The sequence below is a fragment of the Pseudomonas sp. RL_5y_Pfl2_73 genome, assembly GCF_963970515.1.
Classification (GTDB): domain Bacteria; phylum Pseudomonadota; class Gammaproteobacteria; order Pseudomonadales; family Pseudomonadaceae; genus Aquipseudomonas.
This window is the reverse complement of the sequence record NZ_CAXAPD010000004.1, coordinates 1-14,716: the sequence shown is the minus strand read 5'-3', so window position 1 is coordinate 14,716 and position 14,716 is coordinate 1. Positions and strand designations below refer to the sequence as shown.

Annotated in this window: 16 protein-coding genes; 7 read left to right on the top strand and 9 right to left on the bottom strand. The window is 57.7% G+C overall.

Annotation, left to right across the window (positions count from 1 at the left end):
* The first annotated feature begins 6 nt into the window (after positions 1 to 6).
* Genes trpD through AACY42_RS04825 form a run of 3 tightly spaced genes read left to right on the top strand, consistent with a single transcriptional unit; the run spans position 7 to position 2,594 of the window.
* Positions 7 to 1,056 carry an anthranilate phosphoribosyltransferase gene (gene trpD / locus AACY42_RS04835; protein WP_339477117.1) on the top strand — a complete coding sequence of 350 codons (1,050 nt, stop codon included), beginning with the start codon at positions 7 to 9 and terminating at the stop codon, positions 1,054 to 1,056.
* Complete coding sequence (trpC, locus tag AACY42_RS04830) at positions 1,053 to 1,889, top strand: indole-3-glycerol phosphate synthase TrpC (RefSeq protein ID WP_339477115.1); 837 nt, start codon at positions 1,053 to 1,055, stop codon at positions 1,887 to 1,889. The genes trpD and trpC overlap by 4 nt, the downstream gene beginning before the upstream one ends.
* A 3-nt stretch (positions 1,890 to 1,892) precedes the next feature.
* Entirely contained in the window at positions 1,893 to 2,594 is a 702-nt protein-coding gene (locus AACY42_RS04825) for a lipoate--protein ligase family protein (RefSeq protein WP_339477113.1), read from the top strand.
* On the opposite strand, the gene crp is transcribed toward AACY42_RS04825, so the two are convergent.
* Positions 2,591 to 3,235, bottom strand: coding sequence for a cAMP-activated global transcriptional regulator CRP (gene crp, locus AACY42_RS04820; protein ID WP_339477111.1), 645 nt, complete (start codon positions 3,233 to 3,235; stop codon positions 2,591 to 2,593). The two genes, AACY42_RS04825 and crp, sit on opposite strands and share 4 nt — an antisense overlap.
* A 233-nt stretch (positions 3,236 to 3,468) precedes the next feature.
* Here crp and AACY42_RS04815 point away from each other — a divergent pair, with 233 nt between their 5' ends.
* Positions 3,469 to 3,891 carry an OsmC family protein gene (locus AACY42_RS04815; protein ID WP_339477106.1) on the top strand — a complete coding sequence of 141 codons (423 nt, stop codon included), beginning with the start codon at positions 3,469 to 3,471 and terminating at the stop codon, positions 3,889 to 3,891.
* Between the two features lie 133 nt (positions 3,892 to 4,024).
* Here the strand turns inward: AACY42_RS04815 and coq7 are convergent, their stop codons facing one another.
* The 6 genes from coq7 to hemJ form a co-directional block, all read right to left on the bottom strand.
* Positions 4,025 to 4,672, bottom strand: a complete 648-nt coding sequence (gene coq7 / locus AACY42_RS04810) for a 2-polyprenyl-3-methyl-6-methoxy-1,4-benzoquinone monooxygenase (protein ID WP_339477104.1) — start codon at positions 4,670 to 4,672, stop codon at positions 4,025 to 4,027.
* A 75-nt stretch (positions 4,673 to 4,747) separates the two neighbouring features.
* On the bottom strand, positions 4,748 to 5,086 hold the full coding sequence (locus tag AACY42_RS04805) for a histidine triad nucleotide-binding protein (protein WP_339477103.1): 339 nt from the start codon (positions 5,084 to 5,086) through the stop codon (positions 4,748 to 4,750).
* A gap of 81 nt (positions 5,087 to 5,167) precedes the next feature.
* Positions 5,168 to 5,956 carry an SDR family NAD(P)-dependent oxidoreductase gene (locus AACY42_RS04800; RefSeq protein ID WP_339477101.1) on the bottom strand — a complete coding sequence of 263 codons (789 nt, stop codon included), beginning with the start codon at positions 5,954 to 5,956 and terminating at the stop codon, positions 5,168 to 5,170.
* Positions 5,957 to 6,018: 62 nt separating this feature from the next.
* Positions 6,019 to 6,981, bottom strand: a complete 963-nt coding sequence (locus AACY42_RS04795; protein WP_339477099.1) for a DUF805 domain-containing protein — start codon at positions 6,979 to 6,981, stop codon at positions 6,019 to 6,021.
* 38 nt (positions 6,982 to 7,019) lie between these two features.
* Entirely contained in the window at positions 7,020 to 8,000 is a 981-nt protein-coding gene (locus AACY42_RS04790; RefSeq protein WP_339477096.1) for an NAD(P)H-dependent flavin oxidoreductase, read from the bottom strand.
* A 35-nt stretch (positions 8,001 to 8,035) separates the two neighbouring features.
* Entirely contained in the window at positions 8,036 to 8,467 is a 432-nt protein-coding gene (gene hemJ, locus AACY42_RS04785; protein WP_003206117.1) for a protoporphyrinogen oxidase HemJ, read from the bottom strand.
* A gap of 135 nt (positions 8,468 to 8,602) precedes the next feature.
* On the opposite strand from hemJ, the gene argC reads away from it, so the two are divergent.
* Together argC and erpA are read left to right on the top strand one after the other, a co-directional pair.
* On the top strand, positions 8,603 to 9,637 hold the full coding sequence (argC, locus tag AACY42_RS04780; protein WP_339477092.1) for an N-acetyl-gamma-glutamyl-phosphate reductase: 1,035 nt from the start codon (positions 8,603 to 8,605) through the stop codon (positions 9,635 to 9,637).
* A 150-nt stretch (positions 9,638 to 9,787) separates the two neighbouring features.
* Complete coding sequence (gene erpA, locus AACY42_RS04775) at positions 9,788 to 10,138, top strand: iron-sulfur cluster insertion protein ErpA (RefSeq protein ID WP_003177727.1); 351 nt, start codon at positions 9,788 to 9,790, stop codon at positions 10,136 to 10,138.
* A 66-nt stretch (positions 10,139 to 10,204) separates the two neighbouring features.
* Here erpA and AACY42_RS04770 read toward each other — a convergent pair whose 3' ends face one another.
* Entirely contained in the window at positions 10,205 to 11,296 is a 1,092-nt protein-coding gene (locus AACY42_RS04770; RefSeq protein WP_339477088.1) for an anhydro-N-acetylmuramic acid kinase, read from the bottom strand.
* Between the two features lie 3 nt (positions 11,297 to 11,299).
* Positions 11,300 to 12,718 (bottom strand): peptidoglycan DD-metalloendopeptidase family protein, encoded by a 1,419-nt coding sequence (locus AACY42_RS04765; protein ID WP_339477086.1) that lies wholly within the window; start codon positions 12,716 to 12,718, stop codon positions 11,300 to 11,302.
* Positions 12,719 to 12,930: 212 nt separating this feature from the next.
* Between AACY42_RS04765 and tyrS the strand changes: the two genes are divergently transcribed.
* The gene (gene tyrS / locus AACY42_RS04760) at positions 12,931 to 14,136 is read left to right on the top strand and encodes a tyrosine--tRNA ligase (protein WP_339477084.1); all 1,206 of its coding nucleotides are present in this window, start codon (positions 12,931 to 12,933) and stop codon (positions 14,134 to 14,136) included.
* Positions 14,137 to 14,716: the final 580 nt, after the last annotated feature.

Here is a 14,716-nt window from a genome sequence, read left to right as displayed (position 1 = left end):
CTTTTCATGGATATCAAGACAGCCCTGAGCCGTATCGTCGGCCATCTCGACCTGAGCACCGACGAGATGCGCGACGTGATGCGCGAAATCATGACCGGCCAATGCTCGGATGCGCAGATCGGCGCGTTCATGATGGCCATGCGCATGAAGAGTGAGAGCATCGATGAAATCGTGGGTGCGGTTTCGGCGATGCGTGAGCTGGCGGACAAGGTCGAGCTCAAGACGCTGGACGGTGTGGTGGATGTCGTCGGTACCGGCGGTGACGGCGCTAACATCTTTAACGTCTCCACTGCTTCGTCGTTTGTTGTCGCGGCGGCCGGTTGCACCGTTGCCAAACACGGTAATCGGGCAGTTTCCGGCAAGAGCGGCAGTGCCGATCTGCTGGAGGCGGCCGGCATTTACCTGAACCTGACGCCGATTCAAGTCGCGCGCTGTATCGACAATGTTGGCATTGGTTTCATGTTTGCCCAGACCCATCACAGCGCCATGAAGCACGCCGCCACGCCGCGCCGTGAGCTGGGGCTGCGTACGCTGTTCAACATGCTCGGCCCGCTTACGAATCCGGCCGGCGTGAAACATCAGGTAGTCGGAGTGTTCAGCCAGGCGTTGTGCCGACCATTGGCTGAAGTCTTGCAACGCCTGGGCAGCAAGCACGTGCTGGTGGTCCATTCGAAGGATGGGTTGGATGAATTCAGCCTCGCGGCGCCTACATTCGTGGCCGAACTGAAAAATGATCAGATCAGTGAGTATTGGGTCGAACCTGAAGACCTCGGCATAAAGAGCCAGAGCCTGCACGGGCTGGCGGTCGATGGCCCGGCCCAGTCGCTGGAGCTGATTCGCGATGCCCTGGGTCGTCGCAAGACTGAGAATGGCCAGAAAGCCGCTGAGATGATTGTGCTTAATGCCGGCGCTGCGTTGTACGCCGCCGACCACGCCAGCAGCCTCAAGCAAGGCGTGGAACTGGCCCATGATGCGTTGCACACTGGCCTGGCCAGGGAAAAGCTCGAAGAGTTGGGTGCATTTACCGCTGTATTCAAAGTGGAGAACGAAGGATGAGCGTGCCAACGGTTCTGGAAAAGATTCTGACTCGCAAGGCCCAGGAAGTGGCCGAGCGCAGCGCTCGGGTCAGTCTGGCCGAGCTGGAAAACCTGGCGCGTTCAGCGGATGCGCCGCGCGGCTTTGCCCAGGCTCTGATCGATCAGGCCAAGAAAAAACAGCCGGCGGTGATTGCCGAAATCAAGAAGGCGTCCCCCAGCAAGGGCGTAATTCGTGAACACTTCGTCCCGACCGATATCGCGCGAAGCTACGAGAAGGGTGGTGCAACCTGTCTCTCGGTGTTGACCGACATCGATTTTTTCCAAGGGGCCGACGATTACCTGAAGCAGGCGCGGGCGGCCTGCAAGCTGCCGGTGATCCGCAAGGATTTCATGATCGACCCGTACCAGATCGTCGAGGCGCGTGCGTTGGGCGCCGATTGCGTGCTGCTGATCGTTTCCGCCTTGGACGACGTGAAAATGGCCGAGCTGGCTGCGGTTGCCAAAGGCGTCGGGCTGGATGTTCTGGTGGAAGTCCATGATGGTGACGAGTTGGAGCGAGCCCTGAAAACCCTCGATACCAAACTGGTCGGCGTGAACAATCGCAACCTGCATACTTTCGAAGTTAACCTGGAAACCACCTTGGACCTGTTGCCGCGCATTCCTCGCGATCGCCTAGTCATCACCGAAAGCGGCATCCTCAACCGGGCCGATGTCGAGCTGATGGAGGTTAGTGATGTGTACTCGTTCCTGGTGGGCGAAGCGTTCATGCGCGCCGAGAACCCGGGTACGGAGTTGCAGCGACTGTTCTTTCCTGAACGAGGCCTGCCGGTGAGCGGCTCGACGCTGGACTGATCCATGTCGCCTGTGATTTCCCTGACCGTTGAAGCTGGCCTGCAAGCCGAACAGGATCTGTTGGCCCGCATCTGTGCGGGCCCCGCCGAGTTCGGCCTGCTGTTCTGGCAGCCCAACGATCGTGCGCTGGTGATGCCGCGTCGCTTGAGTCGCCTGCCGGGGTTTGAACACGCCTGTGAAATATCGGCCGCCCATGGTTGGCCGGTTTTGTTGCGTGAAACGGGTGGCGAACCGGTGCCGCAGTCAGCCGCTACGGTCAATATCGCTCTGGTCTACGCACCACCGCGCAGCGAAGGTGACCACGGACGTATCGAAACCGGGTATCGCCGGTTGTGCGATCCCATCTGTCAGCTGTTGGACGAGTTGGGCGGGGCGGCTTCGCTGGGAGAGGTGGCAGGGGCTTTTTGTGACGGGCGCTTCAACGTCAACCTCGACGGCCGGAAAATGGTGGGCACCGCTCAGCGCTGGCGCCAGAGCAAGGGTGGTCAACGTCCGGTGGGTCTGGTTCATGGCGCGCTTTTGCTGGAGAACGAGCGCGAATCCATGGTCACGGCAGTCAATCGCTTCAATGAGGCTTGCGACTTGGAGCAGCGAGTGCGGGCCGAGAGCCATATTGCCCTGCATGAGAAATTCCCGGCGCCTCACGCGCTGGAGCGACTTGACGCTTTGTACCGGGAGTTGCTGAGCAATCTGCTGGGCGCTTAACGCGTTCCGAACACCACCATGGTCTTGCCTTTGACGCTGACCAGGTTGCGCTCTTCCAGATCTTTGAGAACGCGACCGACCATTTCACGTGAACAACCGACAATCCGACCAATCTCTTGGCGGGTTACCTTGATCTGCATGCCGTCCGGGTGGGTCATGGCATCGGGCTGCTTGCACAGTTCCAACAGGCAACGTGCGACACGTCCGGTGACGTCGAAAAATGCGAGATCGCCGACCTTGCGGGTGGTATTGCGCAGTCGCTGTGCGATTTGTCCGCTGAGGACGTAAAGAATGTCCGGGTCTTGCAGGGACAGTTCTCGGAATTTGGCGTAGCTGATTTCCGCAACTTCACATTCAATCTTGGTCCGCACCCAAGCACTACGTTCCTGTTCCTTGCCCGCCTGTTCGAACAACCCCAGCTCGCCGAAGAAATCTCCGGAATTGAGGTAGGCGATGATCATTTCCCGACCGTCGTCATCTTCTATGAGGATAGTGACCGAGCCCTTGATGATGAAAAACAGCGTTTCGGAACGATCTCCCGCACAAATGATGTTGTGTTTGGCTGGATGACGGCGGCGCTGGCAATGCATCAAGAGCTTGTCGAGATTCTTGATCTTGAGCGTGGGAGTAATGGCAACCATGGTTGTATCCCGAAAGACTGCGCGGTGTGGTGGTTTGGTTTTTATAGACGCGAATAGCTATTGCTAAAAGCTGGCCATACGCCATCGAGTTGGCGCCAGCTTAACAGAGGCATCCCTATTTGATTTGAGAATTTACCTACATGCTGGCAGGTCAGGTCTCCTAAGACGGAGGGCAGTCATGTCGGAGCGCTGTGCTAAGCTGGCGACCCTTTTTTAACAGTGGAGTCTTGGCGATGAAGGCACGCATCCAATGGGCTGGCGAAGCCATGTTCCTCGGTGAGTCAGGCAGTGGTCATGTGGTCGTCATGGACGGCCCGCCAGAGGCCGGTGGGCGGAACCTGGGGGTTCGGCCGATGGAAATGCTCCTGCTGGGCGTCGGCGGCTGCAGCAACTTTGACGTGGTCAGCATTCTTAAAAAGTCCCGCCAGGCCGTCGAAAGCTGCGAAGCTTTCCTGGAGGCAGAACGTGCTACTGAAGATCCCAAAGTGTTTACCAATATCCACATGCACTTCGTGGTGAAGGGGCGAGCCCTGAAGGAAGCCCAGGTCAAGCGCGCCATTGAGTTGTCCGCCGAGAAATACTGCTCGGCTTCGATCATGCTCGGCGCCGCCGGGGTCGAAATCACCCACGATTATGAAATCGTCGAGTTGGGTTGAGAGTCGATAGTTAATCGCAACGGCCTGCGACTGCTCGTGCTGACGTTTTCGATTTGAAATAAAGGCGACACCCTTTGGGGGAGTCGCCTTTTTAAATTTCCGTGGGAATGAACGATTCAGTCCCTGATCGCCGTCAAATCCGATAGGTGCTCTTGGTCATGACCTTGGCCAGCAGGCTCATGCCGAACTTCACCGGGGCAGGAAAACGGAAGCCACCTGCCTCTAGCGCACTCTCGGCATGGTGTTCCTCGTCCACGCGCATCTGCTCGAGGATCGCCCGGGATTTTTCATCTTCGGCCGGCAGTTGTTCGAGGTGTTCGTTCAAATGCTTGCACACTTGATGCTCGGTCGCCGCAACGAAACCGAGGCTGACTTTGTCGCTGATCAGCCCGGCAACGGCGCCGATCCCGAATGACATCCCATAGAACACCGGGTTCAGGACGCTGGTATGACTGCCCAGTTGGCGAATCCGTTGTTCACACCAGACCAGATGGTCGATTTCTTCCTCGGCGGCATGCTCCATTGCCTCACGCACTTGCGGTAGCTTCGCTGTCAGCGCCTGGCCCTGATACAGCGCCTGGGCACAGACTTCGCCTGTGTGGTTGATACGCATCAGTCCGGCGACGTGGCGGGTTTGCTCGTCACTCAGTTGCGCGTCCGGCTGCACGATAGCCGGTGATGGGCGGTACGGCTGGCCACTGAAGGGCAGCAGCGTGCGCATCGCGGTATCGGCTTGCAGTAACAGACGGTCAATCGGCGAGTAGTGACGTTGGGTAGTCATGCTTACCTCCGGGAAAAATCACAGCGGCCAGTTTAACCTAATCGACCGCCGAAGATTTGCGTTGGGTCAGGGGTATCAGCCCGGCGGCCAGTTCATCTGGCGCTGCCCCAGCACATGCATATGAATGTGATAGACCGTTTGCCCACCCAGTTCATTGCAATTCATCACCACGCGAAAACCTTCTTCACAGCCCAATTCAAGCGCCAGGCGCTGAGCAGTGAACAAAATGTGTCCAGCCAGGCCTTTGTCTTCTTCGGCCAGGTTATTGAGGGTGCGGATCGGTTTTTTCGGTATGACCAAAAAATGTACAGGCGCCTGGGGGGCGATGTCGTGGAAGGCCAATACCTGGTCATCCTCGTAAATGATCTTTGCCGGGATTTCCCGGTTGATGATCTTGGTGAACAGAGTATCCACAGCTGTTTTCTCCATTGGGTTCGTCGAGGTCGGGGGTATGAGGGCTTCGGTTTAGGCGCCTAGTGGTTCAACTTGAAGAGATTAGCGCGGGCAATAAGCCTTGTTGATCATGCCGGTGATGGTTCGGACCAGCCATCGCGACCCTAGCCGCGGCAGTGCGGCCAGCCAGCGGTTGCGGCATCCGGGAATGATGATGGCGCGGTTGCGGTCCAGCGCGCGCACGGCGTACAGGGCCACTTCCTCCGGGCTCATCAGCAACTGGCGGTCGATGAGTTTCTGTTCGTCCATCTGCGCCCTGGAAAAAAAGCTGGTTCGGGTTGGGCCGGGGCACAGCACCGAGACCTTGATCGCACATTTTTTCAGTTCAACCCGCAGGGCTTCGGAGAAATGCAGCACATAGGCCTTGCTGGCGTAATAGGTACTCATCCAGGGGCCGGGCTGGAACGCGGCAAGCGAGGCGACGTTGAGGATCTGGCCGCCGCCAAGCAGCGCCATGCTGTTACCAACGGCATGGCAAAGCCGTGTCAGGGCGAGGATGTTGACTTCGATCAGATCTTGTTCGGTCATCCAGTCCTGGCCCAGGAACGGCCCGCTGGTGCCGATGCCTGCACAATTGACCAGCAGGTCGATCTGCCGCTCACCTTCCTCCAACTCCAGGAGAAAGCCTGAAAGCCTCAGTGGCTCTCCCAGGTCGCAAGCCCGGAACAACACTTCCACGCCAAAGCGCTGGGTCAGTTCGATTGCAATACTTTCCAGCCGATCACGCTGTCGAGCCACCAGTATCAGGTTGCGGCCGCGCCGTGCCAGCGCTTCGGCCATGGCCAGGCCAATGCCGCTGGAAGCGCCGGTGATCAGTGCGTAACGGGTCATGCAGTTCTCCATCGCAACAGCCCGCCGCCCGCTGACTGGGCTGTCACCGGCATGAAGCGCGCTTATTGTTCCTCTTGTTCATAGTCTACAGAAGGCGAGGCGGGCTCGGCTGCTTCGACGGCTGGTTCTTCGGTGGTTTCGTTGCTGAACTCGCTGCTTTCATAGCTGCTTAGGCTGCTGCTGTCGTAGTCCTCTTGGAGGGCTCCGAAGATGCCGGCAAAGGTCGCCAGGAAAACCAAGACGAGCATCACAACCCAAAGCGACGCCAGCAATTTGACCGCCGTGGAGTTGCGCGGTGGTGGCGGACCATACTGGTTTGCACCGGTATTGCCTGGGGCAATGATGAGGATGAACGGGAAGATGCTGCCCACGAATGGAACGAGGTTGACCAGCCACAACCACCCCGACCAGCCGAGATCATGCAGTCGCTGGACGTTGAACTGGATGCTCACGAAGGCAAAGGCAAGTACAACGGCTGCGCCAAGCAGGCCGCCGACGACCAGCGCAGCTGTCGAGTTGGAGGCCAATAGCCAGGCTGTGGCTAACCAGAAGCCCAGGCCGGCCAAGGGCAGCATGGTGAGGGTCAACACCATGGTCCAGGCCAGGTAACGCAAACGCCCGATACGGCCATCGAAGCTGAAGGGTTTTAGCGTGCTGTACTCGGCGAGCGCTTCACCCACTTCGGCGCGGGGAGGCGCGTACGGCGAGACGGGGTCGACGATCGACTCTGGATGGCGTCCGCCCGCCTGTTGCGGCGACTCCTGTACTTCGCCAAGGCTCAGTTGGAGGGTGGGTTCGGCTTCGATTCGGGCATCGATTCCGCTCTTGTTGAGCGCTTCCAGGTACTGCTGGGCTTCGTTCTGGGACAGGTTGCTTTTAAGGGCAACCTTGCGACCCGTGAACAGCCGTTCAATGGCGCTGATATCGCTTTTGAACAGTTGGGCGAGGTTGAGTTTGGCTGTGGTGGTATCGACGCCCGGCATCAGGCTTCCGTCGAATACGATGTTGAAACGGGTTTCGTTCATGCCCGGCATCCTTGTCTCTGAAAGTTAGATAACTGTCTTTATGGGGGGCTCGCGCGGGGCCATTGCCCGCCAAGCTGCGCCGCCCGGGCATGTGCCTGACGGTATTCTTCATCCAGGCGTGCCACCAACTGATCGACGCTGGGCAAATCATCGATTTCACCCACGCCCTGGCCCGCGGACCATACGGTTTTCCAGGCTTTGGCTTCATCGTTCAGTGGTTTGAGTTTTGAGCCAGAATCCACCTCGGCCTTGTTCTGCAGGGCGGCTAGATCGAAACCGGCGTTCTCCAGGCTCTGGCGCATGAAACTGGCCGGCACTCCGGATACAGCGGGAGTATGCACGATGTCCGCGGCTCTGGATGTGAGCAACATCTCTTTATAGGCGTCAGGGGCGTGGCTTTCGTTCGTACCGATAAAGCGCGTACCGAAGTAGGCTAGATCGGCGCCGAGCAGTTGTGCGGCCAAAATCTGATGGCCGTGGTTCAGGCATCCTGCAAGCAGCACGGTTTTGTCGAAAAACTGGCGAATCTCGGCGACTAGTGAAAACGGGCTCCAGGTTCCGGCGTGTCCGCCTGCGCCGGCGGCCACGGCAATCAAGCCATCGACACCGGCTTCGGCGGCTTTCTCGGCATGACGCCGGGTGGTCACGTCATGGAACACCAGTCCGCCATATCCATGGACGGCATCGACCAACTCCTTCACCGCGCCCAGGCTGGTGATGACAATAGGCACCTTGTGTTCGATGCAGATGGCCAAGTCGGCCTGAAGCCGCGGATTGCTGTGATGGACGATCAGGTTCACGGCATAGGGGGCTGGATTTTTCAGGGGCGCCAGGCCTGCTTCGATTTCCTCCAGCCATGCCTTGAAACCACTGCTTTCGCGCTGGTTCAACGCCGGAAAGCTGCCGACGATGCCATTGCGGCAGCAGGCCAACACCAGTTGCGGATTGGAAATCAGGAACATTGGCGCTGCCACGACGGGCAGGCGCAAACGTTGTTCAAGCAGAGCGGGCAACGACATCGCTAGTACCCCGGATAATGGATGCTGATTGGAGATTAGAACGGTCGGACCACGACCAGAATTACGATAGCCAGCAATATCAGAACCGGCACTTCATTGAACCAGCGATAAAAGACATGGCTGCGGGTGTTTTCGCCACGGGCGAAGCGCTTCACCTGGGCGCCGCACATATGGTGGTAACCGATCAGCAGTACGACCAGGGTCAGCTTGGCGTGCATCCAGCCACCTTGGGTGAAGTAGGCGCCGGCGTTGAGGCTGAGCAGCCAGATACCGAATACCAGGGTGGCAATCATCGCTGGGCCCATGATGCCGCGATACAACTTGCGCTCCATGACGCTGAAACGTTCTTTGCTGACGCTGTCCTCGCTTTGGGCGTGATACACAAATAGGCGAGGCAGGTAGAACAGGCCGGCGAACCAGCAGACCATGCTGACGATGTGAAGTGCTTTGAGCCACAGATAGAGCATTTTTAGTTATTCCCATAATTCACGGTAGCCCGATAGTAGAGGTTAGAGCGGCCACACGTCACCTTGACGGTTGTCGCCGCGCCCTGCGGCCCCTATCATCGACGGCTTTCCAGTGGGTTCGTTGAGGGCAGGTTTATGGTCAAGGTCGGTATTGTCGGCGGCACGGGGTACACCGGTGTCGAACTGCTGCGTCTGTTGGCACAGCATCCGCAGGCTGAGGTGGTGGTCATCACCTCCCGATCCGAGGCCGGCCTGGCCGTCGCCGACATGTATCCGAACCTGCGAGGGCATTACGACGGTCTGGCGTTCAGCGTTCCGGACATCAAGACCCTCGGTGCCTGCGATGTGGTGTTCTTCGCCACGCCCCATGGTGTCGCCCACGCCTTGGCAGGTGAACTGCTGGCCGCCGGGACCAAGGTCATCGACCTGTCGGCGGACTTCCGCCTGCAGGACGCCGATGAATGGGCCAAGTGGTACGGCCAGCCCCACGGTGCGCCGGAACTGCTTGATGAGGCGGTCTACGGCTTGCCGGAAGTCAATCGCGAGAAAATCAGGCAGGCACGATTGATCGCCGTACCGGGTTGCTATCCGACGGCCACACAGTTGGGGTTCTTGCCTCTGCTTGAAGCAGGCCTTGCCGATGCCTCGCGTCTGATTGCCGACTGCAAGTCCGGTGTCAGCGGTGCCGGGCGCGGAGCCAGTGTCGGCTCGCTGTATTCCGAAACGTCGGAAAGCATGAAGGCATACGCGGTCAAGGGGCATCGCCACCTGCCAGAAATTCGCCAGGGATTGCGCCGGGCCGCGGGCAAGGAGGTCGGCCTGACCTTCGTGCCGCACCTGACGCCGATGATTCGTGGCATCCACTCCACGCTTTATGCAACCGTCGTCGATCGTTCGGTTGACCTGCAGGCGTTGTTTGAAAAGCGTTACGCCAACGAGCCGTTCGTCGACGTAATGCCGGCCGGCAGCCATCCGGAAACCCGCAGCGTGCGCGGTGCGAACGTTTGCCGGATCGCCGTGCATCGTCCGCAGGATGGGGATCTGGTGGTGGTGTTGTCGGTCATCGATAACCTGGTCAAGGGCGCGTCCGGCCAGGCAGTGCAAAACCTGAATATCCTGTTCGGGCTGGATGAGCACTTGGGGCTATCCCATGCGGGGATGTTGCCGTAACGGCGGCCACACCGCTTCAGGTTGGCAGCTACACGCTTGAAGCTTGTAGCTCGCCGCTGTTCTTCTAAATAGTTGACCGATTTTCTAGGAGAAGCGGATAATGCCCGCCATCACGCATTATGGCGGCGTAAGCGCCGGGAGATATTCAGCATGAGCGTCGAAACCTTCACCCCCACGGCTTTGCAATTCACCCACGGTGCTGCGCACAAGGTGAAGAGCCTGGTCGATGAAGAGGGCAATGATCGTTTGAAGCTGCGCGTATTTGTAACGGGTGGCGGTTGTTCCGGTTTTCAGTACGGTTTCACTTTTGATGAAGAAGTGGCCGAAGATGACACGATCGTCGAGCGCGAAGGGGTCAGCCTAGTGGTCGATCCGATGAGCTTCCAGTACCTGGCGGGTGCCGAGGTGGATTATCAGGAAGGCCTGGAAGGTTCGCGTTTCGTGATCAAGAACCCTAACGCGACCACGACCTGTGGGTGCGGTTCTTCGTTTTCGATCTGAGTGCTTCAGTAAAAAAGCCGCAGTGCCTTACGGCCCTGCGGCTTTTTTTGTCCGCGATTATTGGATTCAGGCCGGATAGATGGCGCCGAGTACGCGCAGGCCGCGGGCGCCGGTGACACTTGGGCGGTTGCCTGGAATACCTTCAAGACAACAATGAGCAAGCCAGGCGAACGCCATGGCTTCAACCCAATCCGGGTCTACGCCGTACACAGCTGTACTGCTGACTTTGGCGTCCGGCAGCCAGTCAGCCAGGCGCTTCATGAGCGTCTGGTTATGTGCGCCGCCGCCACAGACCAGCAACTCCTGAGTATTGGATTGGGCATGTTGGAGCGATTCGACGATGGTCAGGGCTGTCAGTTCGAGCAATGTTGCCTGTACGTCTTCTGGGGTGAAGGCTGGCAACTGCGACAAATGCTGTGTCAGCCAAGGCAGGTTAAATACTTCGCGTCCGGTACTTTTCGGACCCTTGGTGACGAAGAAGGGGTCGCTGAGCAGTGTTTTGAGTAGAACGGGTTCGACCTTCCCACTGGCAGCCCATTGGCCGTTGCGATCGAAATGCTCGCCTCGTTGTTGGTGTATCCAGGCATCAAGCAATACGTTGCCTGGGCCACAGTCGAAACCGGCTACTGGTTTTTCGGGCTCTATCAGGCTGAGATTGCTGAAACCGCCGACATTCAGCACGGCGCGACTGCCGACTCGTTCTTCGAACAGTGCTTCGTGAAACGCTGGAACCAGCGGGGCGCCTTGTCCTCCGGCGGCGACATCACGACTGCGGAAATCGCTGACGATGGTGATGCCGGTCAATTCGCTCAACAAGGCCGGATTACCAATCTGTACGGTAAATCCGCGGGCGGGTTCATGGCGGATGGTCTGGCCGTGGCTGCCAACTGCTGTGATGTCTTCGGGCTTGAGTTTCTGTTCGTTGAGTAGGGTATGGATACCCTGTGCAGCCAGCTTTACCCAGCTTTGCTGGGCAATGGCGGAGCGGGCGATCTCATCGGGCCCACTGCTGCACAATCCGAGCAATTCGGTGTGCAGGGCGACGGGCATCGGGATGTAGTGCGTGGCGATCAATTTGATCGCCGGGGTCAGTTCGATCAGTGCGATATCCAAGCCATCCAGGCTGGTCCCGGACATTACACCGATATAGAGGGCCATGGCTTAGCGCTTGCTCGAGGCCAGCAGCGTGGCTTTCTCTTGATCCATGCGGGCCATCAAGGGGTGGCTTTGAGCCAGGAAGCGCGCGCGCTCGGCCTTGGCGATCGGGTCGGCCATCGGCAACTTCTGGCCTAGTGGATCGACGTGGACGCCATTGACCTGGAACTCATAGTGCAAGTGTGGGCCGGTGGACAGGCCGGTAGTGCCGATGTACCCGATCACCTGGCCTTGCTTGACGGTGCCGCCCGTCTTCACTCCTTTGGCGAACCCCTGCATGTGGCCGTACAGCGTGCGGTAGGTATTACCGTGCTGGATGATCACGGTGTTGCCGTAACCGCCGCGACGTCCGGCCAGCAATACCTTGCCGTCGCCGGCAGCCTTGATTGGCGTGCCGCGGGGAGCTGCGTAGTCGACACCTTTATGGGCGCGGATCTTGTTCAGGATCGGATGCTTGCGGCCTACCGAGAACCTCGAGCTGATGCGTGCGAAATCAACCGGCGTACGGATGAACGCTTTCCGCATGCTGTTGCCGTCGGCGGTGTAGTAGCTGCTGTTGCCTTGCTTGTTGGTGTAACGCACCGCGGTATATGTTTTGCCGCGGTTGGTGAAGCGCGCGGAGAGAATCGGGCCGTTGCCGACGCTCTTTCCATTGACCACTTTCTGTTCATAGATGACGTCAAACTCGTCACCCTGGCGAATGTCTTGGGCGAAGTCGATGTCGTAGCCGAATACGCTGGCCATGTCCATGGTCAGGCTGTGGGAGAGGCCTGCGCGTGCAGCCGACTGAGACAATGAACTGTTAATGACGCCGTGAGCGTAGGCCGAGCGGACGGTAGGTCTGGTAATGATGCGGTTGAATGCATACCCCTTGTCGTTTCTGGTTACGGTGATGCTTTCCAGATCGCTCAGCTTGGTGTGCAGGTTGCTCAGCTGTCCGTCTGGATTGAGTTCGAATTCGAGTTTCTGACCGCGTTGCAGTTGAGCGAATTGCTTGGCTTGCTTGTCGCTGGCCAGGATTTCATGGACCGAAGTCGGGGGCAGGCCTACCTTTTCGAAGAGGGTGGAAAGGGTGTCGCCCTTGGCAACAACCACTTCGAGATGCTCTGGCCCTGTCTTTTTTTCTGCCGCAGGCGCTTCTGCCTGAGCGGCGCCCTCGTTGGTGTCTTCCGGGCTGTTTTCAATCTGCGCAAAAGGAGAGGCGGCCGGTTCGTTTGTGGCTTGAACGGTTTCGCCGGCGTCTTGTTCTCGTGTCAGTTGTTCAGCAGGGCTTTCCAGTTCAAGACTCAGAGTCGTCTTTTTGGCTTCAACATCGCTGGAGGGAAACACCAGGAGCGCCAGGCTAAGGAGGGCTGCAATGCCACTTGCGGCAAGCAGGTGGGTCTTTGGGTAAAGCGGCGGCGCTTTAGACGGTTCTGTGATCATAGGTAGTTTTGACTTTTGAAAAGATGAATTGGAAAAGATGAATGACATGATGAAGATGAAATAACTGTATAAAATATAACCAAAACCCCTGCGAAGCAAGCCCGCGGACGCTCTGTTCTGTGGATTGGCGTCCGCGCGCCGGGCAAACCTTGTATTTGGTGCGCGATCTTGTATGGTTGGGGCCCTTTGAATCTGAGCCTTACGGGTCTGTTATGAAGTCGGTTGAAGAGCAGCTAGCGCTGATCAAACGTGGTGCGGAAGAACTGTTGGTCGAGTCCGAGCTGATCGAAAAGCTCAAGCGCGGGCAGCCGCTGCGTATCAAGGCTGGTTTCGATCCGACGGCGCCCGATCTGCACCTGGGTCATACCGTGCTTATTAATAAGCTGCGCCAGTTTCAGGATCTGGGGCACCAGGTCATCTTCCTTATAGGTGACTTTACCGGGATGATCGGTGATCCGAGCGGTAAGAGTGCTACGCGTCCACCGCTGACTCGTGAGCAGGTTCTCGATAACGCCGAGACCTACAAGACTCAGGTTTTCAAGATTCTTGATCCGACCAAGACTGAAGTGGCTTTCAACTCTACTTGGATGGATCAGATGGGGCCGGCGGACTTCATTCGTCTGACGTCTCAGTACACCGTGGCTCGCATGCTCGAGCGCGATGATTTCGACAAGCGCTATAAATCCAATCAGCCAATTGCGATTCATGAGTTTCTCTATCCGCTTGTGCAGGGCTATGACTCGGTCGCGTTGCGTGCGGACGTTGAGCTCGGCGGTACCGACCAGAAGTTCAACCTGTTGATGGGGCGTGAGCTGCAGCGCGGTTATGGTCAGGAGGCGCAGTGCATCTTGACCATGCCGTTGCTGGAAGGCCTGGATGGTGTGAAGAAGATGTCCAAGTCGCTGGGCAACTACGTAGGTATCCAGGAGGCGCCGGGTGTCATGTACAGCAAGTTGGTCTCCATTCCTGATGTGCTGATGTGGCGTTACTTCGAGCTGTTGAGTTTCCGGTCCATGGATGAGATCAATGCGTTCCGTGCGGATGTGGAGGCGGGGGCTAATCCGCGAGACATCAAGATCAAACTGGCCGAGGAGATCGTTGCTCGTTTCCATGGTGAGGAGGCTGCGGCCAGTGCTCATCGTGCGGCGGGTAATCGTATGAAGGATGGCGAGCTGCCGGATGATTTGCCGGAGATTGAGCTGGCTGCTGCCGAGGATATGCCGATTGCGGCAGTGCTTAATAAGGCGGGCCTGGTCAAGAATGCAGCGGTGGCGCGAGACCTTCTGGGTTCGGGCGGTGTGCGTATAGATGGTGAGGTTGTGGATCGCACCTATATATATGAGCTGGGCGCTACTCATGTATGCCAAGCCGGCAAGAAGGCTTTCGCACGTATTACGCTGAAATCAGAACAGAGCTGAAAATAGGTGTTGACGGCAGATTCTGGACGTCTATAATTCGCCCCACTTCCGGCGCAGTCGAAACGGAAAACTCCTTGAGATTCAATGAGTTAAGTAGGTTTCGAAAGTGTTGGGCTTCAGGTCATCGAAGTCCGGAAGGAGCGGATAGAGCAGTGTTATTTAGCGCTATCGGCGGTTCGATCTTCTCGGTCGAAAGCGGTGAAAAAGAGGTGTTGACAGCAGCGAGTAACGCTGTAGAATTCGCCTCCCGCTAACGAGAGATCGGAAGCGCAAGTGGTTGAAGTTGAAAAGGAAACTTTGAAAACTTCTTAAAATAACCGCTTGACAGATGCACGGGGCGCTGTAGAATGCGCGCCTCGGTTGAGACGAAAGGCTCAACCAATCGCTCTTTAACAACTGAATCAAGCAATTCGTGTGGGTGCTTGTGGAGTCAGACTGCTAGTCAACAGATTATCAGCATCACAAGTTACTCCGCGAGAAATCAAAGATGTAACCAACGATTGCTGAGCCAAGTTTAGGGTTTTCTCAAAACCCAAAGATGTTTGAACTGAAGAGTTTGATCATGGCTCAGATTGAACGC